This is a genomic window from Paenibacillus sp. B-A-8 (assembly GCF_048572915.1).
Classification (GTDB): domain Bacteria; phylum Bacillota; class Bacilli; order Paenibacillales; family Paenibacillaceae; genus Paenibacillus_AQ.
The window spans coordinates 2,568,322-2,592,628 of the sequence record NZ_CP183882.1 but is presented as its reverse complement, the minus strand read 5'-3'; the positions used below and the strand labels follow the sequence as shown (position 1 = coordinate 2,592,628).

Here is a 24,307-nt window from a genome sequence, read left to right as displayed (position 1 = left end):
CCCCCTACTCCCAATAGAACGGTCCTGCGGCCTTAATCCGGGCTAGTGCTTCGACATAGAAAAAGTCACCGTAGATAAGAGGAACATCTATATTCCGGTTCTCAGGGTAGTTACTCGTACCGTGAAGCAGCAACCCTTCCTCATCCGCATTGTCCCAACTGCCATAATTCCTGTAGAGCGATTCCACGATTCTTATAGCCCCGTTCCGGTACACATGGGACTCCGAATCATCCACCTGGTCCGCTAGCAGAAGCAAACCGCTCGCCGCACAGGAACCGGCGGAGCTATCACGAATTTCGCCGACTTCACCGGGCGCGCGGAAATCCCAATGCGGAACATGATCGTCCGGCAAACGGGTCAAGAAGAAATGTGCTACCTGCTTGGCTGCATCCAGATAGCTCTGCTTGCTCGTATGATGATAGGCAAGCGCTAAACCGTAAATGGCCCAAGCCGTGCCGCGCGACCAAGCAGATTCGGGCGAATAACCTTGCCCGCCAAGCTTTTCCACGACTTCACCCGTCTCCGGGTTGAATTTGACGATGTGGTACACGGAGCCATCCGGTCGGATAAAATGCTCAAGAACAGTATCCATATGCGCCTCAGCGATATGATGATAGCGTGGATCTCCCGATGTCTCAGAAGCCCAGAACAACAGACTGGTATTCATGCAGCAGTCAATAATAGCAACTCCGCTGTTATCTTCCCCTACACTCCATGGATTCCAAGCCCGGATATATTGTCCTTTCAGATTGAAGCGGGCTGCCAGGTAGTTGGCCGCTTTTAATGCCCGAATTCGCGACGCTTCGCTACCCGTCAACTTGTAATTTGCCACGCTTGTAAGAATCCACATGAAGCCTAAATCGTGATCCAGCTTAACATAGCCATCCAGCACCTCGTCGAGTCTCTCTTCGCAGCGCTCCGCGATCATTTTTAGACTTTCATCCCCGCTCTCAGAATAAAACTGCCAGAGCATTCCCGGCCAGAACCCTGCTGTCCACCAATTCGGCGCCTCCAGCAAATATTTCCCCCCTTGACTTGCATGTGGAAATTCTGCGCCGATCTTTCGACTGTTACATCTTGTCTTTTCAAGAGCCTTGCTCCAAGCTTCATCCAGCCAAGTTTGGTTTTCCGTAATATTCATATCAAACACCGCCTTCTTCGAATTGTTCTCTAGTTCCTTCATCATTTATATAAATTGAAAGGTGAATGCTAATTTCCCTACAGCACCGGGCTGAAGCAAATGAAAGTCGAGAGTATACCAGGCCGTTTCCCTGCCGAAATGATCCCTGTACTCACGAGCGGTAATCTCTGGCTCTACAATCTGGGCATCATAGATCACTTCAACTCCGCCGACATCAGTTCCCGGCAGCAACACAACGCCAGTACGAAGGATCTTCGGCCGACACCAGGTTACGAACCGCTCCGTCCAGCCCATTAACTTACCGTTAAACCGGTACTCGTCCGTTAACTCCAAGCGAGGACGCTGCTCCTTGTACCAAACCATAGAACGGACCAAGGATTGAAGCTCTTCCACTTCGTAAGCCTGAGACAGCTCCAGCGTCAGTTCATCCCTCACGGAAGCAGTCGACGCATACAGAACTGTAGCACTATGCTCCTTGCCAGACTGTTGATACTGGCCGTCGATGATAGGAACCGAATGTCCCTGCGAGCCATTGCAATCATATTGATAACGGCCAGCCCCAAAATATTCAGCCGTATACTCTCCACTGCCGAGATCCGCTGCATAGATTTCGCCTTCACCTAACAGAATGAACTGCCCCAGATCATTATGATTATGAGGTTCAGCGTTATGCCCTCCTTTAGCCGCGAAGCCGAACGAACTTCCTCCGGACTGATAACGCGAGACAAGCCATCCCGCATTAGGAAGATAATAACTGGCGGCTCCCCAATCCTGATCCTGTTTCTCATCGCCGGTCCTTCTCCAGATGAGATTTCGAAAAGCCGGAGCCCAGCGGCTGCAATGATCCTTAGCGTAAGGAGCGCGAAGCACAGGCGGAGGACATTCTACTTCTGGATAGGTATCAGCTAAATAATGGGACAAGCCCATATGTATGTGAATTTGAGGCTCTGAGTCTGAGAAATTGGCGACAAAATTGCCGCCGATGAAAATTTTTTGTTGGAACTGAGCGATACTTCGCACTTTGTCTGTTGCAAACCAGTCTACTCTTCCCTCACTTCTGACCCGGAGAAGATCGCTGTAATACGTAAAATAGCCAAATCCGTAGTTCCAGTAACTCAGACCTTCCAGACAGGCCCCATCATCCCCGAAGCCTTCCAGATAGTAACTCATGCTTCGTTCTGTCTTCAGCAGGATATCCGTTAGCGCAGCAGGATCATCCAACATCAGCAAGGCAGCTGCCCCAATCGAACCTGCACAAACTGCCGACCAATTATGCCTTGCAGTCTCCCATTCATAAGGACCACATTCAATAAATGGTCGAAATATTCTCCGCTCTACTTCATGTCTTATTCGAAATCGAAGAAGCTGTGGAAGTCGTTCTCCCAGTAGTAGCGAAATTTCACTCAGTGTAAAAGCAGTTTCCGAGGAGAACAGATCAATAAACTGATCGATATTCTCTGCATTATGATCTGAAGGAAGATGGGCTGGTAGGCACCAAGTGTACTCTTCGCATATAGACCATAGTGTATTTTCCAGGTTCTCCAGAAGTCTGACATTATCCGGCTCAAGCAAGGTCATAAATACATATGTGTTCAGCCTTCTTCTCCGTTCGAAATAGACCCGTTCATATTCCAGCCTCGAACCCATGCGCGCATAAATTGAAAAAAGCGTATCCGTCAGCTCCGGTATAGGCTGGCCGTCTAATCTCTGAGCCTCTGCGCGGATTTCGCAGATATCTTCCTTCAATAGCTCGGATAATGATGCCTGTGTCCAAAAAACATCCGAATCTCCATCAGGATAATACAAGCTCAGATTTACCGGCTTCATCCTTTCGATCATTCCGAAAAGCTCCTGTCTATTCATGCTTTCTTCCTCCTTTTGCCCCACCAGCTTAGATCCTTCTAATTGCTCAAGGCATGATCTCTCATAACATCCTCACCAGCTGCGATCCTTTGTGCCGTCCACTTCAATTCTGCTCCTGCCCAGAAAGGATCAGAAGGAAGAAGCCCCAAAGGAAGAAATACAAATGCGCATAAATAGAGACTGCCCGTATTGATATAGCTCTCAGCAAGCTCTGGCTGGTAGCCGTATACTCCCGGACGTAGCCACCCGTTCTCATCCAGAGTGCCCGGAAATTCCATAGTCCGTGTAATTACAGCAGTCAAGGCGCAGCGTACCTGCGCGGGAGAAAGCGATTCCTCCAGGAAATGCTGGAGCGCCGCCTGCGACAACAGCTGAAACGCACCAAAACGGTAGACAATAGAGCGCCCGATAAAGGGATAAGTTCCATCCGGTGCAATCATCCGTTCCAGAACAGTTGCGTATCTCTGTGCCCGTTCCAGTATCAACGGCCGCAATTGGGAATATTGCTCCGACTCCCGTTCAAAGAGTGTCACCACATCCACCAGCATCGGCTGAATAACAAAGCTGTTGTAATAATCCCAGTGAAAGTCCTTGCCGTCACCGTATATGCCATCGCCTTTATACCAATCCATAAACATATGAATCGCATAACCAACACGCATCCGGTCATATTCAGGATCGTTGAGGATATACAAAGCCGCTTCCACCATTGCGCTGAACAGTAGCCAGTTGCTGCCGCTCGGTGCAGTCCGGCGCGTTTGCTTCAAGGCTGTTATTAAATTAACTTTGACCCGCGCATTCAGCCGCCTGGCAAGCTGCTTCGGCGCGCGCACCAACGCGTGGGCGAGGAATGCCGCATCGACCAGCGGTTGGCCTTCGGACTTAAAATCCATATAGTCAGGCGAAGATGGATCGACAGCGGCATCAATGCATTCCAGCATCAGTACGGCATAATGGGCTCTAAGCTTTTCCTCTTCACCCTCCAGCCCTTCAAGCTCTAACCATGGGGCCATTCCACAGGCTAATCTAGCAAACGCTTCCAAATACGCAAACCTGCTCCTATCACCATGAAACTCCGCAGGCAGCCGTTCCTTTAATTTTCTCTGCGACAAAGCGTCAAGAACCGGATTCCCGATCTGTAACATCGTATCCAGCCAATATTTCCGGTGTTTCGTACCAGTCATAGACAATCCACCCTTTCAATTGCGTCTATTCAGCAGGTACAGACTCTCCTACTACTCTTGTTCTGACCAGCTCTATCTTGTTTTATTGCGTAATCTTCTTCTATAGTTTAGTGTTGTATTATTGCAATGTCTTTGCGATTAATGATCATTTATTGCGTTTATTGCTATCAATCTGAAAGGGGCCATCCGGATGAAACATGCCCAGTATTATCAGCCTTTCGAAGGCGACATACTGGCGGGCATCGGCAATTCACCGATCTCACCCACCAGAGATTTTCACATTCATGACCACTACGAAATCTTCCTGTTTCTTGGCGGCACGGTGAACGGATTTGTGGATCAGTACAGCTATCCGCTTCAGCGGGGCAATGTGCTCTTATTTAACAATCACGAAATACATAAAATCATCAATTTATCTCCAGAACCTTATGAACGCTTAACAATCCATTTCAAAGCTCCACTTATATATCCCTTCTGCACTGCAACCACAAATCTGCTCGCTTGTTTCCAGAACCGTCAGCCCGGGGAGCAAAATCTCGCACAAATGGATGAAACACTGCTTTCAGAGTATACGACCCTTGCCTACCGCTTAATTGCAATTTTGGAGAACCCACAATACGGCAGTGAGGTTCTGGCTCTGACTTATCTGATTCAGATCCTGGTCCTTATTAATGAGCTTTATAACCGTACCGTTACCACCATACCCAGCATTATTTCTTCACATATTCAATCGGCCATGCGCTATATCGATAACCATCTGCATCTGAATCTGTCGCTTGAGCAGATCGCCGGAGAATTAAACATCGATAAATATTATCTTAGTCACCTGTTCAAGCAACAGACCGGTGGGACAATCTACCGGTACGTCCTGCTTAAAAAGATCGCGTTATCCAAACAGCTCTTATCCGCCGGGAACTCCGTATCCGATACCTGTTATTTATCCGGTTTCAATGACTATGCAAATTTCATCCGTACTTTCAAGAACATCACGGGCATTCCACCTGGAAAATACGGCAAAAAAAGCTGATATGGCTACTAATCTTCGCCTCGCAATTCTAATCCCTTCTCTGAACTTATAAAAAACCTGACAGCCGCTAAATGCAGCTGCCAGGTTCATGGAAAAACAGCTTACAAATGTCTCAGCAGATTGGCGATCACTTGCGCACTTTCAGCACGGGTCATCCCCTCTTGAGGTGCGAATTGCTTATTTCCGCGTCCCTTTATGAGCCCCGCCTGCTCGGCGAAACTGGCTGATTTCTGTGCCCAGTCATGAATCTGGGAATAATCACTGAACGAGCTCTCAGAAATATCATTCATTTTGATGCCTTGTGAAAATTCATAAGCCCTAACGATCATTACAGTCATTTCCTCGCGGGTGATGCTGTTGTCCGGTGCGAATGTATCCGAACTGCGACCGAGCACTATGCCAGCTTCGCTTACAGCTGCAACGGCTTCGGCATACCAAGCTTTGGAATCCACATCAACAAACGTTGAATGACTTCCTGCCTCTAAGCCTAACGCTCTTGCAATCATGGCCGCGAATTGTGCTCTTGTCACGTTCCCCTGCGGATTAAACTCGGTATCAGAAATACCTTGGATAATATGTTTTGCCGCCATTGTCTTAATAACATCCCTAGCCCAGCTATCTTCACTGACATCCGAGAATATCTTGTCATACTCTAGAACCGCAAACTGGCTGAAATGCTTTATTTCCGCACTCCATTTTCCGTCAGCTAGCGTTCCACCCATAAGTTCAAGAGCTCCGTTCGCCGCTATATAGTAGATGCCTTGCAAACCGGAATTAGCATTCGAATCTACGGTAAAGGTAAGCGTCAGTGGCTTGTCAAAATGGGTTACCTGTACGGCAGTGCCGCCTGCACTAATAACTTCCAGGCTGAAGTTAATTACGTCACTAGCAGCAGTTAACTGAACTGAACCGTTGACAGCCGGATTATTCATAAGTTGTTCTAAGGCAGCTCTTGATACCTTCACAGCGGAGAGCTTAATTCGTGCTCCTTCCGTTTGACCTCCAGCAGCTTTTTCCTGGATACTCTTCAGCGCTTCTGGGGTCAGATGGATAGCAAATGTATTCCACACGAGACGCAGATTGCTCACTCCTGTGATATCTAATAATCCCTCAGGTAATAATACGGAATCCGTACCTTCAGTGAGCTGAACCGTTATTACTCTTCCAACCGGAGCTGAGAAATCGTCACTATTAAGAATCCTCGTGGTCTGCGGCAACGGCGTTGGTGTCGGCGATACCACTGCTGTCGGTGCCGTTGTTGACACTGGCCCTGAGGTTACTACAGGTGTAGGTGTGGGTGTCGGATTTGCCGTTGGCTCAACTGTCGGTGTTGGTTCTACCGTTGGTGTTGAAGTCGGCGGTTGCTGTGCTTCTCCCACTGTAACTGTTCTTGTGACTTCAACGGCCATATTTCCCGCGGAATCGCTAACATTATAATGATAAATATAAGTACCCGCCGATAGGGTATCTATCGTCTCAGTACGATTTCCATCCTTCGTAATTGTCGCCACAATTCGTTCGCTAATGTCACCATCACGCTCATCTGCTGCTGTGGCTCCGGCATCTGTATAACTTGCGCCATTGTCCAGTTGAACAGTTGACTCACCAAGCAGTGTAATGACCGGCTTCAGTACATCCGGATCTTCCGATACGATTACTTTGCGGGTGACTTCCGCAGCAGAATTGCCTGCAGCATCGCTGACATTGTAATGGAAGGTGTAGATATCCGCTTTCCTTGTATCTAACTCGGTCAAACCATACACTTCACTGCTGACCGTTGTGGAGATGCGATCTGTGATGTCACCGTCTTGGTCGTCATACGCAGTGGCTCCGGCATCCGTATATTCAGAACCGATCTGCAGATTGACTATGGCTTCACCTATCAAAGTAATCTCTGGCTGCGTCATATCTGGCTCCGGTAGCTTTATCGTTCCGCTGGCCGCAGCTTCTGCCTTAGCCTCACCCTTGTTCAGTGATACTGTGAAGCTGAAGCTGCCGGCCGTGTCATCAGTAGCTTCCTGGAACGAAGATAGAGTGATATCCCCCATCGTAACCCCCGTACCACTGAACCCGATTAAGCCGTTCATTGTTTGGAGCAACCAAGTCCGGACTCCGTCCTCGCTGTTAGCGGTTTCCTTCTGCACGCTGTATGCAGCACCTTCTATAATGCTCTTAGCCTCGTTTACAGCCTGCTCATTGGCAATGCTGGCCCTGTCCTTCGCCACCGCTAAGTAACTAATCACAGATGCCTGACTATTTGTGTTGTTTATCGAATATTTTACGATACCGCTCACAGGTAGCGTAAAGTCGTGGTTGATCATGATGCCATTAGGACCTGCGAGTACACCGGTCTTAACCGTTTCGTTCACCGTCTTTCCCTCAGCATCAGTATAACTAAGCGTAATATCCATCGTGCGGTTACTCATATTCCACCAGTCCCGATGGAACGATGTAATCGTGTACTTTCCTGCATTTAATAGGAGGGTATAGATCAGAGGTGTGTTCTTTGTATTCGAACTGTAAACACCTGTCTGAGTTTTATCCGTGATAACCACGGCACCTCCGAGCCCTTTCAGATTATAATTTGCTCCTGTATTGGTATGGCCCCACACTGTACCTGTTGACAGCTGATCCGCTGTACTATTTAAAAGACTATCGCCCGCGAAATTTTTGATCACCGTATAAGGTGGTGTGACAACATCCCCTGAGACACCGAGATCCAAAAAGTATACGAGACCTTCTGGTACCACTTCTACATAAGCCATGGTTTTTAGATTGCCGTAAGTGCCAGTTACAGCTACCCTTTCATACGGTGTGTTAAAGCTAACTGCGTCTACATTCCATTTCACGGACACAAACAATTTGGATCCATCTTCACGAGTAGCCTCCAGCTTATCAGGAAGATTCGGCAGTTTACCGACAGCAGTAGCCATATCCTGAGGAGCAATAAGCTCCCGTACATCCCCTGTAGTCAATTGGTTCTGAGCAGAGATCAGACGTCCCGCAAGATGTATAGCTCCTTCTTGATCCAGCCTGTAGTCAGCAGCATTCTCCAATGCTTCCTGTGCGGCGTTCTGTGCGGTTGCAAAAAGCAGCCAATCTCTCTCAGAATATTCATCCAGTTTATTAATTTCTTTTGATGCTGTTACCGCTGCTTGTAGTGCAGCTGTATCCACAGCTCCCTTTACCTCACCGGATACTACTGCTACAGCGTCCACAACCAATGTGCCGCTTAACACCTTAATCTGAACGTTATGCTGTCCATATTTAAGTCCGCGAAGGGTGTACGTTTGGTAGAGTTCTTTAGAAGCCATGGTATCGGCTGACAGCATGACAATTTCATCATCAACGGTCACTTCTAGCTTAGCCGATCCATTATTCGGTCCCAGAATATCTAGCCCCGTGCCTTCAAAAGAATATTCCATCGTAGCATTTGCACCTTGAGTAGTAGAGAGGGAACGTTGGTAAATATACATGCCTGCGCCGTTTTGATGACTCCACGACCCACTGTATTTCAGTTTAGGACCCGGTGTAGCAGCTAGGTCAAACATCTCAAGATTATCCAGTAATTCGGAATAGTATGGTGCATAGCCGTCAACCGTCTCAACTTTTAAATTATCGAAGCGAACATGATAGTATCCACTGGCTAAATCTACCCGACCAGATAATTCAGGGTTCGGATCAGTATAAGAGGCCAGTTTCACACCGTCCAGATAAGCAGTCACTTTGTCGCCCGCAACCTGAATAGCTATGTTATGCCAAGTGTCATATGCGGCGTTAAATCCGTCCAGCTTTACTCCACCGGAACCGCTCACTACATTGCCGCTCGCCACTGCATTATTATTGACCAGAAGCTGCCAGCCTCCGTCAAACCAGAATTTCAGCACATATGGTGTGCCGTTTATAGTGTGAGAGCTGCCACCTCCTTGATATCGTGCACCAATCGCAGCATAATTGGCTCCGCCCTGTGTATTGTTCGTCTCGAACGAAACATCAACACTGGCCTTGTAGTTCGTCCATCGGTTATCACCGATTGCCGTTACGGGATCTCCACCGTTCCAAGTGCCACCCAGCCCCATAATTCCCGTATCCAGCTGTTGGCGCAGAACATAGTTGTCAGACCCGTCCGGGAGATACGCCTCGAATGCACCGTTGCGGTCGTGCGTATAGCGTGGTATCACACTTTTAGAGCCGCCGCGGGATTCTATATAGCTTTGGGTACCCGCACTCTGCCCACCTGCCCCGATCTTCACAACGGATTGATTGGAGTAGTCAAAATCATCGGCATACAGGATATTGTCCGCTGTATTTTGAATCCTCCCTGTGGCGTCGGTATCGAGCACGATGCGGTCGCCTTCTACTGGTAACGGTGTTTGATACGCCTCATTGTCCTTGTTCTTCAGAGTGGTCATAGTCACTGTCGAATAGGGTTTGACATGAATGGTATAAACCCCGCTGCCATCAACAGCGACATCCCCGAGATATTTCATATAATTGCTGTTGAAAGCTTCACCCGCGTCTGCCGCACGAGTCTCCCATACTTCCAATGAGGGATTACCCACAAAGTTCATATTTACCGTCTGAAGCTTATAGGTTTTGGCATATTCGCTATCGTTCACGATAACGGTTGAAAAATCGCTTCTGTCAGGTGCAGCAAGCGTCATATAGCTAGGAGTGCCGTTGCGTCCGCTGACAGGGTTTGTACCTGTCGCACCCGTGGAACTAGCTTTAGGGACTGCTCTCCAAATCCCTGCAGTATTATCCTCGTTCTCCCAACCTACATTGGCGAACCAGCTGTAATGCTGCAAAACACCAAGGCCTGCATCATAATGAATCCATCCCGACCACGGATCACGCATGCTAAGTAGTTCCTTAAACGAATATTGTCCGCCTTCGTAAAAGGAGCCGATGGCCGGCTGATAAATAAAGTGTGTCCGGCGGGAATTGACGAATCCTTTAATAATCGTATTGCTCATCTCCAGCGGACTTCCAACACCGCCGATGCCGGTTCCTTCCACTGTAGGATCTTTCACATTATTGTTGGGACGGAAGGCGGAGTTACTGAAGGTTGACTGTGCCTCACTGTTCCATACTTCAATATCATATTGTTCTGCGAGCTTTTTGAAATTGCCTGCGCTGTCGTCGTCAGTGTTATAGTGATATCCGGCGATCGGAGCGGCATCCCTTAGAGATGCGTCGCTTACCAAACTGCCGCCGAAGGATCCGATCCCGACTTCATCAGAAATCACAACCTTGATCTGGTTATAGTGCGCTTGCTCTTCTGGACTTACAAAACCTTCGTTATCTGTTTTAACAAGTTCAGCATACTGTTTGGTCCACGCCAAATCCGGCGAATGCTCGTTGATATGGGGATTGACGTAGTCAACCATATAGCCATACTCACGGTAAGCGGCTAGTATGGTATTTTTATACCAGGTATAGATTTTATCGTTATTGCTTGCCCAGGCCGGAGCACTCCATCGCAGGATGCTCACTTTAAGATCCGGATTCATAGCCTTGGCGTCTGCCGCAAGCTGGAAGCCGGGATGCCGTGTGACATTGGCCTCTTCATCGGCCGTACGCATTGTAGCCGGGTCCGGACCGGTAGAGTTGTTGCGGTCATTGCCCATCTCGATCTTTACATGCGTCATAATGGGATGATCTCCTCCGAACAGAATCCGCAGCATTTCTGCGTAAGCTTCCGGATGCTCAGCCTTATAATCCATCAACAGGGCACTGGTGCTGTTGGCACTTAGTACGCCAAATCCCTTAAACGTGAGGCCGTTGACGTTGTCCGCTTTAATATCGTTGCCGTCGAGCAGAACCTTGACCATAGAAGCTGCAGTCTGCCGAGTATCTTCGATCTCTTTCTGAATCCCTCCCTTGGCAACGGCGAACCAGCTCAAGATAGGCTTCTCACCGGAGACATAGGCATAGGTCAATGTCATGGGGCTACTAGCGTCGATATCACTGGGAATCGTGAATTCACCGGAAATAAGCTGTGTCACACTGGTATTAAATGGTGCAAACGAGAGCGTCTTTGTTGCTCCATTTGTATCCTTATACTCAATCTGAGGCTGTATTACCCGAGTGCGGTTGCCATACCAATCATGGAAACCACTACTGAGTGTATAGGTCCCTGCTTCAGGCGCTTTTAATTTGTAAACGATATGATTGCTAGCAGGGTCGGCACGAAGTCCTACTGTCCATATGGATGGATCAGTAGCAGGGTCGGTAAGTCCTCCGTCTTTGGAGTTCTTCACCTTGTTTATGGAATCATCAAATCCCCAGGCCGTCTTTCCGCTGACATATTTCTGATCCGGTAACTGGTTGAGCAAAGTGCTGCCGGACAACGTTTTGACTGCTTCGTACAGCGGCGAAGTAGTAGGACCATTCCCTACGGAATCGCCTCCCCTGCCGCTGTCTACAAAGTAAATCAATGGATTGCTTGATGATGGAATAACTTCTACACTGGCAACAACCGGCACACCATTCGCTGTACCCGTGACTGTCACTGTGTCATAAGGAACGGCAAAGGTATCTTCACCAATATTCCATTTCACTGTCTCAGACTGGCCTCCAATGTCTATGCTAGCAGGCAAGGTAGTGCCAGAAGATGTCTTCGCCCCCATATAGGCGGCTGCAAAGAAATTATCCACGGTAGCTGCAGATACAGACGGCATTTGGAGTGCCGGAAACATTCCAACTACAAGTGCAGAGGTCATCATCATTGAGAACAGTTTTTTTCTAACGGTGTGTTTTCTGTTCATTCTTTAATCCTCCTTTTGCTATAAATCGCCTCTCGGCAATACATAAAGAAAGCGCATTCATTTTATTAATAAGCTAAAAAAAAACTGGCAGCATGCGATGACTGCAACTGCCAGATTCCATACTTTCTAGCCTTTAATACCAGATGCTGCAACACCTTGCACAAAGTATTTTTGCAAAGCCAGGAAAACAATTACTACCGGGATAATAGAAACCACACTTGCCGCCATAATCAGTCCATACTCGGCCGAATATTGCGAGATGAACATTCTTAGTCCTATTTGAATGGTCTTGAGTTTCGTATCCGTCAAATAAATCATTGGCCCCAAGAAATCGTTCCATGTAGCAACAAAGGTAAAAATCGTCAATGTAGACAAGGCCGGCTTGGATAGTGGCAACATGATTCTCGCCCAAATCCCATATTCGCTCAAGCCATCGATTCGTGCCGCCTCGCATAATTCATCTGGGACTCCTTGATAGAACTGACGCATCAGAAATACTCCAAAAGCCGAGAATGCCTGTAGCAGAATGATTGCTAAATGGGTATTGTTAAGTCCCATGTAACGCATCAAGATAAATTGCGGCACCATATAAGCCTGCCAAGGAATTGCAATCGTAGCGATATATCCAAGGAACAAAACATTCTTCCCTCTGAAATGCAATTTGGAGAATGCATAGGCAGCAAAGCTTGAAGTCAACAGCTGCAAAATCGTTACGATAATTGATAATTTCGCCGTGTTATAAATAAATCGATCCAGTGGAATACGGGTCCAAATATCCACGAAATTCTCCCAGCGCGGATTCGCCGGAATCCATTGCATCGGGAACGAGAACACATCCTTGTTCAGCTTGAGGGAAGAAGACAACATCCATATATAAGGAACAAGCATGCAGAGCACTGTCGCAAACAACAAAATATACACTAGCACCATCGTGCCGATTCTAATTCCTTTATTTGTACCCACCATATCTTTTGAATCCTCCTATTGTCCGTATTTCTTCTCGCCGCGGAACTGGACGATGGTGATGCCAAGTACCAGCAGAAACAATACAATGGCCATGGCGCTGGCATATCCGTAATCAAGCGAACGGAACGCCGTATTGTAGATTTGATAAACCATAACTCTTGTAGAATCGTTCAACTGGTTATCAGCGCCGGCAAATAGGTTGATAAAGATATCGTAGACTTTGAACGAATTGATGACCAAAATCATCAGAACAAAGAAGGAGGTTGGCGCTAGCTGAGGAACCGTCACATTACGGAATCTTCTCCAGGCGTTGGCCCCATCTAGCTCAGCAGCCTCATACAATTCAGGGTTAATCCCCTGAAGACCTGCCAAGTAAATGACCATGTAATAACCCATGTTTTTCCACACGGTGAACAGTATTACTGTGAACATTGCCCAGTGTTTATCCGCCGCCCAGCGGGGAAGATCCTCCAGCGGAATACCGGTAAGGGTATGTAGAATATTGTTGACCGGCCCCATCGTAGGGCTGAAGATAAAGTTCCATACAGCAGCAACAGCTACTAAGGAGGCTACATAAGGGAAAAAGAATACGGTTCTCATGAAATTACGAGCCATTATCTTCTGATTAAGTAGAATCGCTAGTGCTAGCGCTACAATCATAGTGAACGGTACAACACCGATGGTGTAGACAATGGTATTCCATAACGCTTTATGAAATGTTATATCTTTGATGAGCCGGGTGAAATTGTCCAGCCCAATAAACTTCATTGGATTGGCCCCGTCCCATTTCACAAAAGCAAGGATAAAGGCAAAAAACATGGGTACCAGTGTAAACACGGCAAATCCGATAAAGTTCGGCGCAATGAAGCTGTAAGCTACCAGGTTTTCCCGGACACTTTTTGACAAATGACGTTTAGGGATCTTTTTTGTCCCCAATATGGTTTCGTTCTGCATTCTTTCTCCTCCAAACCTTCTAAAGCTTCGAGCAAATCTATACTGTCTGCTATAAAAGGCGGGCTTTCACCCGCCCTTAGAATTCACCGAGTCTCTTAAGATTAATTATTCAAGAGCTGCTGTACGCGAGTATTCATATCCTTCAGACCTTCGTCGATCGAAGCGTTTTTGGTCATAATATTATCGTGGGCTTCGTTAAGAATGACTTCAATGTCTGCACTCTTTTCATGCATTGGCATCTCCAAATACGTCTGAACAGTAGTCAGTGCCGCTTTGCTGTTCTCATCCGTAGGAAAACCGTCGATGGATGTTATGGAATTGATAACTTCATCGTTTTTAATCGCTGGAATAGTTCCGGTGGAAGCAATGACTTTAGCACCTTTTTCACCCGTCACAAAGTTCATGAAATCAAGTGCCGCTTCTTTATTTTTGGATTTCTGATTTACTGCCAGAGAAGTAATTGTACCCAGGGTTGTACCGGCTTCCACACCATCCGGGTGAGGATATTTCACAATTCCCCAGTTGGTTGATTGGGACTCGCCGCTCTTCACCTTTTCAATTTGAGTCGCGATAAACCAGCTACCCATGTTCATCATCGCAACGGAATTGTTATAGAATACTCCGGAGTAATGCGTACTTGAAGTCTTCAGTGTAGCGTAATCCATAACGATACCGTCTTCCTGTTCTTTCAAGATCCGTTCATAGGTTGGCTTCAGGAAATCGTAGTTGCCGCCAACAACATTATTCTTGCCATCCAGAATACCGAACAATTGAACTGCGCTCCGCCAAGTGTGGTAGTGGGCTCCGTATACTTTTTCAGCACCACTGCCGGAGGTCATTTTTCTAGCAAGTTCATCATATTGGTCGAATGTCATATCGTTGCTCGGATACTCCACTCCTGCCTTGTCGAACAAATCCTTGTTGTAGTAGACGATCCAGAAATCACTGCGGAAAGGAAGCGCATACACTTCATCGTTCACTTCGATCTGTTCTACAGTACCGCCGTATAAGGATGGATCAATGTTCTGGTCTCCCATGAAGCCCTTAAGCGGCTCTAAGTGATTTTGTTTCACGAGGTTAGAGTAGCCAGGAATATCTTTAATCGTAAGGACATCCAGATCTGCACCGCCGGACAACTGTGTACTCAGCATTGTCATGTAGTCAGTGGAACCGAGATCCACATAGTCAATCGTTACATTTGGATGCTCAGCTTTATAGGCATCGATCAACGGCTGATAGTATGCAGTGGCTTCCCAATCCCACAGTGCCCATTTCAAGGTCACAGGCTCTTGCTTCGGATCAGCGGAAGCGCTTGCAGAATTACTCGTTTCTGGAGCAGCTGTTGCTGCACTGCCTTCGTTGTTGTTATTACCGGAACATCCGGCTAGCGCACTTAGGGAAAGTATTGTGGCTAAAGTCATGCCATAGAATCTTTTTAATTTCATTTGAAAATCCCCTTTTCCTTCTGATTGTTTACACGGATCGGCTCATCCGATCTATTTCAAAGTTTAAGACTTTCCTCTCTGGAATGGCATGTATTTTCAAACTCAGTTCATTCACTTTTCTTTGTTCTTCTCTTCCTCCTCGCTTCAAACCTGTAAAATCCTATTTAAAACATGTAAAATTCTCAGCTCCTCTGTCTTCCACTGTATGGAATTGCAGGAATATGCTAAGGTGTTAATATGGATATCGATAAACCAGTTAAGCATATTATAAATAGAAGATTAACTTTAAACATGCATGAATTGAAAGATATTTTTGAAAACGCTTTATATTTCCCCGCTTTTTGTAGAGGAGTGTTCACAACGGTAAGAAAATCAACCATTAAGAGCCGTATTATTCTGATCATGACCCTATTTGCGCTGTTGATAGCCGCTCTGCTGTCCTTTTTCAGCTATGAATTAATTACCTATTATCAGCGTAAAACGACCATCCAGGCGACCGAGTTCAACCTACAGCTAGTTTCACATATTATTGAACAAGATTTGATTAATCTGTCCTCTTTGGCGATGACCAACAGCACCAACTCGTCCACTAATACATTACTCACTGATTATTTTGTTTCTCCAAAAGCAAGCGCCAAGGATGCTGTTAATGCCTTTAACTCCATGCAGGAGGATTTTCGGATCAATCGCTCTAATAGCTATGTCCGCCGCTTGATTGTTACGGGCAACAACGGAAAGTTCCTGCAGGTGGATAATTCCGTCAGTACTTCAATTCCGCTTACTGTACACAATATCGGTCAAATTCCCGGACTAAATAAAGATGCTGTTGAGCAGTGGGAACAAGTGATTAAAGACCCCCTCTCCACCACTAATGGAATTCCTTTTGTTCTACCTATTTACGGAGATGGGGCTGCCCGAATTGGAACGGTCTACTTACTCGCCAATACTTCCTTAATTACCGACAAGCTGAAGGGTTATTCCCTGCCAAAGAACTCCCGAATGCTGCTGACGCTAGGCAATCATCATTATCAACTCATTGGCGATAAAGTAACTGCGATGACTACACCGTATGAACCTATAGCCTATACTGATGATAAGCCTGTCGGCCCACAAACCGAGCTGTCCATGATCAAGCTGGAGAATGAAGAAAGTCAAATCGTGGTCTCTTATCCCGTGCGCAGTGGAGTGATTCTGTCGCAGACCTTATCCAATGATCAGTTCGCTCCCAAAGCGAATATATGGATTCTAGTAATGCTCGGCGTTTGTTTACTCGTTATCGTCTTAAGCGGCATTATTACCTTGTACTTAACTCGCACTATTAGTCTTCCGGTAGAAAAATTAAAGAAGCGAATAGATAAGATAGCCCAGGGCAATTTCTTGCTGGACCGTAATATTGAATGGAAAAGTGAACTAGGTGATGTCGGACGGGGCATCAACCGTCTGTCTCAGGACATTGTTGCGCTCATGGACAGCCGACTCGCTGATGAGAAGCAGAAACAGGAGCTAGAGTACCGGATGCTGCAGAGTCAGATCAATCCCCACTTTTTGTACAACACACTGAATTCAATCAAATGGATGGCTACCATTCAGAATGCTACCGGCATTGCTGAAATGACTACCTCACTCTCCAGACTGCTGCGCAGCATCGCCAAAGACAACCGGAGGCTGATGCCACTGCGAGATGAGTTAAGCCTGCTCGATGATTATTTTCTGATTCAGAAATACCGGTATGGCAGTACGGTCTCGATGGTGAAGGAAATAGAAGATGAAGAACTGCTCTCCGGGCTGATTCCCCGCTTCACACTCCAGCCTCTGGTTGAGAATGCTATCTTCCATGGCATCGAGCCCAAAGGCAGAGGAGATATTCTCATCACAGTGAAAAAAAGTGGCTTTGCCGATATCCTGGTTACGATTGAAGACAACGGTGTAGGCATGAAGGAAGAACAAATCTCCACCATTCTGTGTGCTCCAGAGGATGGAACTAAGGGCGTGTTCGAGAACGTTGGACTCCGTAGTGTAGATGAGCGTTTGCGGCTAGCTTTTGGGGAGAATTACGGTCTTTCGATTGAGAGTGAAGTGGGCCAATATACCTTAATGAAAATTCTTCTGCCATTTATACAAAAAGAGTAGATTGGCAAATCTATCAAGGATGTGGTCAAATTGATAAAATTATTAATCGCCGACGACGAAGCTCTAGTCTGCATCGGCTTGCAGTCTATGCTGAAATGGGAGCAGTATAATATAGAGATTGTCGGTATCGCGCACAACGGTGCCCAAGAAGAAGAAATGATTGACATGCTCCGCCCGGACATCGTAATCAGCGATATCAAAATGCCGATAAAGAGCGGTCTAGAAGTTGCCGCTTCAATACGCCAAAAATATGGTCGACTTCCGTTGTTCATTATGTTGACTAGTTATGAAGAGTTTCAATATGCACGCGGAGCCATAGAGGTGCAAGCCACGGATTATCTAGTAAAGCTGGAACTTACTCCGGAAGCGCTGTCCGAATCCATTCGAAAGGCGATTTCTTTTCTTGAGAGTTACCAGACGATGGAAAGCTACCCTAAGCTTGTTCACCGCGGGAATCTTCAGGCGCAGCGTGATAAGTTTTTCATTCGCCTGTTCAACAACCTGTTCGAGAATAAGAACCAGTATCTCCTGCAGAAAGAGGATCTGGCGTTAGACTTTTCCGAGCCCGCCTACCTGGTCTGTACCTGCCGGATTCTGGGTCCGGACACCGTCCCGCCCCGTGGGGATAAGCTGGTCGCTTTATGCTCAAGCACAGTACAATTGGCAAAGGATACACTTGCCTCTATCAATCCTTGCTATGTAACCAGTCTTGACTTGCGCAATTTCGCCGTTGCTCTGCCTGTCCCCGGAGTCAATCCTAGTCACTGGATGTCTGCCATTGAGAAGCAACTTACCGACATGGCATCCGTACTACATAATTATTTCAATGTAACGATTATTGGTGCCATAGGGTTTGCGGTCGAGGAGCCTTATTTGCTGCGGGAGAGCTACCTTGCAGCACGAAAGGCATTGCCGGTTGCTGTGAAAGAACGGTCCTTTGTTTTTTTTGCTGAGAGTGAGCATCTAGAGCAGGAGCATCCGTTGTTTGATTTCTCCGAATCCCGTTCGGAAATCCGCCGTGCATTTGAGGAATTAGATACTCTAGCTTTGTACACCATCATCTCCAAAATGATTGAAATCTTTGAAGACCGCCCCGACTTATTGGTACCCGCCACCGATGCCGCCTGCAATATTCTATATATGGCCACTTCGCTACTAGCAGATGGAGAAAACATTGTTGAGCATATCTTCGAAAATGAGCCGGAAGGCTACCGGGCCATCTATCAGATGCATACAATTGAAGAAATCGCCGGCTGGTTGATTCAGTTCCGTGACGGTTGTTCGGAAATTCTCTCAAGTCGAAGACAAAGCTATAAAGAACAAATCGTCAAAAATGTCCAGGAATATATCAAAAGAAATCTCGACACTAAGCTTTCACTGAATCAAGTGGCCGATGTCTTCAATTTCAGTCCAAACTATTTAAGCCATCTGTTCTCCAAAGTCGCTAAAGTCAATTATGTGGAATATATCACGGAGACCAAAATCACTGCTGCCAAGGAAATGATGGCACGAGGAGAAGGTCGTATTTATGAAATTTCACAAAAACTCGGTTATGAGAGTGCCTTCTATTTCAGTAAGGTTTTCAAGAAAATAACGGGGATCTCTCCCAGAGAATATATGCACCAGATTGAAGCAGGCTAACAGAGATCACCGTCCCCGCCAAAAAGCAGTTGTATTCTTTAGCAATAATAGATAGAACTACATCCACAACAAAAAATCTCGTTTCCAAGACAAACGTCTGGGAAACGAGATTTTTTCGTAGTACCCTCCCTAGTCGCCAATCTATCATTAGGGAAAAGTACCAATAACTATTTCATTTGAGCTTGTTCTTCTCTAGTAGGACCAATTACGCCAGGTACACGAAGACCTGCTTGACGTAAGAGAACTGTCATTTGACCACGATGATGTGTCTGATGATCGATCAGAGATCTAAGCATAGCACCACGAGGCGTTAATCCAGCAAAGGTCTGAACACTCTCAACCATTTGCTCGTCCGTCAACTTCTCTACCTCAGAAGCAATATTAGCCGCAATATTCTTATAAGCTTCAACAATCACAGCCGCATGAGCCGGAACTTCCTTCGGATTGCCTACTGGAGTAAGCGTTAAACCTACCTGACCACCAAAGAACATCGGACAGGTCGCCAAATGCCAACCTAACCATCCCAATGAGTTGTGACCTTCAACAATTACCTGATCTAATTTATCATCGGTAAGCGATTCAAGAACGCGAATCGTCCCTGCAGAAGCGCTTGCCCAGTCACCTAGAAAATCTTGAACTGTTCTGTACATTTGAAATCCCCTTTATTAGTCGTTAAGCAACGATTACTTAGTTATATCAAATAAATTATACCCTGTCACAGGGCCTGTTACAAATTCTCTAAAGGACCATCATATTTTTCAATTAACTTGAGAAAAAGAGGGCTTTGGGAGTATACATGATTTTCGCATAATATAACGCCCTCCTAACGGTCTCTATTTCATCTAAAATCTAGGCTTAGCATAACATAAAGACGCGGTATTACCATTTTGATCAAGCATTTGTCTACGCTCGGAGGCAACGAATGGGTGAATAGGGGTAACCCAATTGCTTGATCAGCAGATCGACTTGTTCCTTACTGCCTAAGCTGAAAGCTAAATGAGTTAAGCCCGTCCGCAAGAGATCATGAACGCCTTCTACCATATCCGGTCTGCTTAATCTCGAACACCTTCCCATTCAAATTAGCTTGTTGACGGGCGCTTCCCAAGATAATTCCGATATTTAATTTATCATTTTCCATTATTTCCTCCTCTTATTTCGTTTATCAAATTCTATTTTTTATGTTGTAATAGCTTATTTTTCGGTTTGGGATAAATCGCTAACAATTAGTTGGATTGCTTCTTTTACCGGAGTAGCTGGACGTCCAAGCGGTTTCTCCAGATCATCACTTGCGATCTCAGATCCACCTCGCAAATGCCAAAGAAGCCAGTAAACCCAAAGTAATTTGGGTTACTGGCTTCTTTCATTATAATTAAGATACTACGTATGATTCACCTAAAACCCGCTTAATACTGTATGACCCCTCTATCATTTCCGTGGCTATAAATGACTCCATATCACTAGATTCAATATCATACAACACTTCAATTTCCTTGGAGAACAAAATGTTTCCTTCCTTGATAAGTTCAGAGAGAGGTGGAACATTTTCAGCCTTTACATCTCCATTGTAAACTTGTTGAAGTCCGTCGACATAGGCTTCTAATGATCGTGCCCCCACAATTTTAACACCTTTATTCTCTTCATTCACCATGATAATAGTTGGAAATCCACGTACACCAAGTCTGCCTGCTAACTCAAAATCCTGCTCTAACAAATCTTGTGCCGATCCAAGAGCAGCATCCGCCACTATTTTTTCGCCATTTAGTCCAATGTTGTTGACTATATCAACTAATGTTTGCTCCTCTCCAATATTCTGATTGAAGGCGAATACAGCTTCTCTTGCCTGACGCAAAAACTCATTTTCTTTACCTGGAAATGTATTTTGTATAACCTTGTATACTCTAGATGGCGGGTACGAAGAAAGGATCGGATTGTTTTTCCACAAAGAACCATCGATAGGCATACGTGAATGTAAACCGACTTCTCTCCAATGCTCCGCAACATCTGAAGGCTGTTGAATGCCATTGGAGACATCTGCAAAACCATGCCAGCTAGAAAGCAAACCACCCATAATCGTCTTCACGTTAAAATATTGACCATACTGCAGAATAAAACGATTGAGTACCGGCTCAAGCGCCCAACAGTGGGAACAGATCGGATCTGTTGCATAGTAAAGTGTGATTTTGGGGGACTGTAGATTAAAGTCGATCATTTCCATTTGCTCTTCATCCCCTGGCCCACAGACACCGGTTTTAAGGTCACACATCATATTTGAATTATTCATATATAAATCACCTTTCACTGGAGAATCAAAGAAAGTGCCCTCTTGTAGAAGTTCTTTGTATGGGAGTATTATAATACCAATACAAATTCAAACAAGTACGTTTATTTTTAATACTAAGTATCTTTTATAATACTATTGGACAGGAGTTATGTATGAAATACGAATTTAGACTTGGTCAATTATGTCCTGCAACCTTCGCATTCCATGTAATCAGCGGAAAGTGGAACCTCCCGATCCTAGCCATTCTTAGTGAGAACGACAACATACGCTATAACGAGTTAAAAAGAAGACTGCATGGAATAACAGGAACTACCTTAACCAACTCACTGAGGGATCTTATAGAATATGGAATCATTCATCGGGAGCAGTATAACGAAGTGCCACCAAGAGTTGAGTATTCTCTGACTTCATCTGGAAAAGAATTAGTGCCTTTAATTGAATCCGTTGTTGAATGGGGACAAAGAAATATTGGGGTGAAGGATAATTCCTAGACTGCTTTCTCATGAAAAAAGTGCACAAACCGTGATTGGTTTGTGCACTTTTTTTCATGATGTTTCGAAATGACTAACTTAATGACAACGATACGCTCAACCTCCGGGTGAGATAAGTACTCCTAGAGATGCTGCTTCGCGTAATCGGCTGCTGTATGCCACAAGGTCTGCGGCAATACCTGTCTCTCTCACTTCTATTCCTGAATCTTCAAATGCATATACGAAGGCGCTTCATCCCAAGGAACGCTATATCCCGCTCCCTTTGCACAGAACATAGAGCTGGAGGTGTACTCAGGATCAGCGCTGCGGTCGTATCCAATCCTTGCGATGACCTGTTCTGGGTTATGACATGGCTGATAACCGCCTAACTTCATCGAGATTGCTCCTTTGCCCTTCGTGAATGAAGCAAGTTCTACTGCATAATGCATGAACGTCGCGACAGGCGCACGTCCCTGAATAAGCATGGATTCACCTAGCATTTCTGGCGGGTCAAATTCACCATGGGCAAGCTGTATATCAGACATTACGCGTCCGATAAGCTCTGCATCGATTTTGATTTTGAATTGATAATAGGGTTCCAGTAGAATAGTGTTCGCTTGCTCCAATCCCTGCCGCAGTGCCCGAAGTGTTGCCTCCCGAAAATCACCGCCATGAGTGTGCTTCTGATGCGCTGCCCCGGTTAAAAGCGTTACATGCAGATCGGTGACGGGAGAGCCGGTAAGAACTCCACGATGGTCCTTTTCAAGTAAATGCTGACCGACGAGATGCTGATACCCTGTGCTGAGCTGCTCAACATGGCATGTACTGCGATATGTAATTCCCTCACCACGTTTCGCAGGCGCAAGCCGGAGATGCACCTCTGCATAATGCTTAAGAGGTTCGAAATGCCCACAGCCAATCACAGTCTCTGCGATCGTCTCTTTGTATAATATCTCTGGCTTTGAGAACGTTACCTTGAGCTGGAAACGGTCTAACACCACCTGCTGAAGTACCTCTAGCTGGATCATTCCCATCACATGAACATGAATCTCCTCCAGCTTGTCCTCCCATGTCACTTGCAGCGTAGGGTCTTCGGCTTGCAGGATCATGAAATAGCGTAGCACTTCTCTGGATGATATCCCCAAATTGAATACAACTTTGGATTTCAATGCTGACACAAGACGGGATTCTACTTGATCTGAATGATTACCTATACCCAGTCCAATGGCCGCATCGGTTAGGCCCGTAACGGCAACAAGCTGTCCCGCGGAGGCTTCATCGCATGAAGTATATTTCCCCCCATGATAGATACGAATAGAAGTGATTTTCTGGCTTAACTCTTCATGTTCTGAAGTGCTATAGCAGATATCCTCCCGTACCCGTAATTTTCCAGCTAAAATCTTCATAAAAGTCAGTCGCGTGCCTTGTAGCTCATGACGCACCTTATATACTCGTGCCCCAAATACTGCGTTTACTTCATAAGTCGATTCCATTAGTAGTTGCATCGTCTGCATCCATTCCGCAATCCCCTGATCCAATAGAGCTGCTCCACTCATAACGGGAAAAACCACACGTTCTTTAACCATTTGTTTCAGCGTAGCCAATACCTGCCCAGGATAAATGTTGTCTTCGAGATATGCCTCCATCAAGGCTTCATCTCGCTCAGCAACGGCGGTAATGACCTCTTCAGGCAGCATGCTCTGATCTAGACCTTTTGCCAAATACAACATATCCGGCGAAAATTGCTGCCTTAACGCTTTTAGCACACGCTGGACGTCAGCACCTGTACGATCTATTTTGTTAATAAATATAAAAGTGGGTATGCCATATTCCTGTAGCAATTGCCAGACCGTCTCGGTATGCCCTTCAATGCCCTCCACAGCACTTAAGATGACTACCGCATAATCCATGACCTGTAAAGCGCGCTCCATCTCAGCTGAAAAATCGACATGCCCCGGTGTGTCAATGAGTTGATACGATTGTTCGTTATATTTCATCACCGCCTGGTCAGCAAAAATCGTTATCCCCCGTGCCCGCTCCATCTCATGACTATCCAAAAAGGCATCCTGATGATCGACTCTCCCCCGAGTCTTAATTCCGGAAGCATGGTATAGGAGCTGCTCTGCGAAGGTGGTTTTGCCGGCATCAACATGTGCTAGCAGTCCGATGGTGATTGGTGATGCTTCTGACAGTTTACAATACATATTTCTACCATCCATTCAATCAATCTGTTATATAAGAATCGTAGCCGAAATCTAGTAGCTTGTACAGAATCTCTCACCACCGACAGCATGCGGTAACGCCCGAAGATCCATATTATCCAATGACGTAACCATCCTCGATGAAGGATTTAGCTACAATAATGCAAGAAAGACACTAGACAAGCTATTGAGATGATGATCATGTCCCTATTAACTTATAAAAAACCGGTAACC

14 protein-coding genes are annotated in these 24,307 nt (G+C 46.0%); 4 read left to right on the top strand and 10 right to left on the bottom strand.

Translation table 11 applies throughout. From position 1 onward, the window contains the following. Window positions 1-4: 4 nt before the first annotated feature. The 3 genes from ACN6MV_RS11135 to ACN6MV_RS11125 are packed head-to-tail and all read right to left on the bottom strand — an operon-like array spanning window position 5 to window position 4,188. Complete coding sequence (locus ACN6MV_RS11135) at window positions 5-1,141, bottom strand: glycoside hydrolase family 88 protein (protein ID WP_419886362.1); 1,137 nt, start codon at window positions 1,139-1,141, stop codon at window positions 5-7. Between the two features lie 45 nt (window positions 1,142-1,186). Next, window positions 1,187-3,004, bottom strand: a complete 1,818-nt coding sequence (locus tag ACN6MV_RS11130) for a hypothetical protein (protein WP_419886361.1) — start codon at window positions 3,002-3,004, stop codon at window positions 1,187-1,189. Between the two features lie 38 nt (window positions 3,005-3,042). Beyond that, the gene (locus tag ACN6MV_RS11125) at window positions 3,043-4,188 is read right to left on the bottom strand and encodes a DUF2264 domain-containing protein (RefSeq protein WP_375102584.1); all 1,146 of its coding nucleotides are present in this window, start codon (window positions 4,186-4,188) and stop codon (window positions 3,043-3,045) included. Between the two features lie 190 nt (window positions 4,189-4,378). On the opposite strand from ACN6MV_RS11125, the gene ACN6MV_RS11120 reads away from it, so the two are divergent. Further along, a complete protein-coding gene (locus ACN6MV_RS11120; protein ID WP_419886360.1) occupies window positions 4,379-5,215 on the top strand; it encodes a helix-turn-helix domain-containing protein in 837 nt (278 codons plus the stop codon). 101 nt (window positions 5,216-5,316) lie between these two features. Here ACN6MV_RS11120 and ACN6MV_RS11115 read toward each other — a convergent pair whose 3' ends face one another. The 4 genes from ACN6MV_RS11115 to ACN6MV_RS11100 all read right to left on the bottom strand — a co-directional run bounded on the left by ACN6MV_RS11115 (window position 5,317) and on the right by ACN6MV_RS11100 (window position 15,350). Then, window positions 5,317-11,985: an S-layer homology domain-containing protein gene (locus ACN6MV_RS11115; protein WP_419886359.1), complete on the bottom strand. Its 6,669-nt coding sequence runs from the start codon at window positions 11,983-11,985 to the stop codon at window positions 5,317-5,319. 126 nt (window positions 11,986-12,111) lie between these two features. After that, entirely contained in the window at window positions 12,112-12,951 is an 840-nt protein-coding gene (locus ACN6MV_RS11110) for a carbohydrate ABC transporter permease (RefSeq protein WP_081954054.1), read from the bottom strand. Between the two features lie 15 nt (window positions 12,952-12,966). After that, complete coding sequence (locus ACN6MV_RS11105; protein ID WP_375102581.1) at window positions 12,967-13,905, bottom strand: carbohydrate ABC transporter permease; 939 nt, start codon at window positions 13,903-13,905, stop codon at window positions 12,967-12,969. A gap of 101 nt (window positions 13,906-14,006) precedes the next feature. Beyond that, window positions 14,007-15,350 (bottom strand): ABC transporter substrate-binding protein, encoded by a 1,344-nt coding sequence (locus tag ACN6MV_RS11100; protein WP_042126446.1) that lies wholly within the window; start codon window positions 15,348-15,350, stop codon window positions 14,007-14,009. A gap of 237 nt (window positions 15,351-15,587) precedes the next feature. On the opposite strand from ACN6MV_RS11100, the gene ACN6MV_RS11095 reads away from it, so the two are divergent. Further along, complete coding sequence (locus ACN6MV_RS11095; protein WP_419886358.1) at window positions 15,588-17,480, top strand: histidine kinase; 1,893 nt, start codon at window positions 15,588-15,590, stop codon at window positions 17,478-17,480. A gap of 30 nt (window positions 17,481-17,510) precedes the next feature. Continuing rightward, window positions 17,511-19,121 (top strand): AraC family transcriptional regulator, encoded by a 1,611-nt coding sequence (locus ACN6MV_RS11090; protein WP_419886357.1) that lies wholly within the window; start codon window positions 17,511-17,513, stop codon window positions 19,119-19,121. A 167-nt stretch (window positions 19,122-19,288) separates the two neighbouring features. Here the strand turns inward: ACN6MV_RS11090 and ACN6MV_RS11085 are convergent, their stop codons facing one another. Together ACN6MV_RS11085 and ACN6MV_RS11080 are read right to left on the bottom strand one after the other, a co-directional pair. After that, window positions 19,289-19,771: a DinB family protein gene (locus tag ACN6MV_RS11085; RefSeq protein WP_042126443.1), complete on the bottom strand. Its 483-nt coding sequence runs from the start codon at window positions 19,769-19,771 to the stop codon at window positions 19,289-19,291. A 719-nt stretch (window positions 19,772-20,490) separates the two neighbouring features. Beyond that, window positions 20,491-21,402 (bottom strand): DsbA family oxidoreductase, encoded by a 912-nt coding sequence (locus tag ACN6MV_RS11080; RefSeq protein WP_419886356.1) that lies wholly within the window; start codon window positions 21,400-21,402, stop codon window positions 20,491-20,493. 152 nt (window positions 21,403-21,554) lie between these two features. Between ACN6MV_RS11080 and ACN6MV_RS11075 the strand changes: the two genes are divergently transcribed. Then, window positions 21,555-21,893 carry a winged helix-turn-helix transcriptional regulator gene (locus ACN6MV_RS11075; RefSeq protein WP_419886355.1) on the top strand — a complete coding sequence of 113 codons (339 nt, stop codon included), beginning with the start codon at window positions 21,555-21,557 and terminating at the stop codon, window positions 21,891-21,893. Between the two features lie 194 nt (window positions 21,894-22,087). Here ACN6MV_RS11075 and ACN6MV_RS11070 read toward each other — a convergent pair whose 3' ends face one another. Then, entirely contained in the window at window positions 22,088-24,076 is a 1,989-nt protein-coding gene (locus tag ACN6MV_RS11070; RefSeq protein WP_419886354.1) for a GTP-binding protein, read from the bottom strand. Window positions 24,077-24,307: the final 231 nt, after the last annotated feature.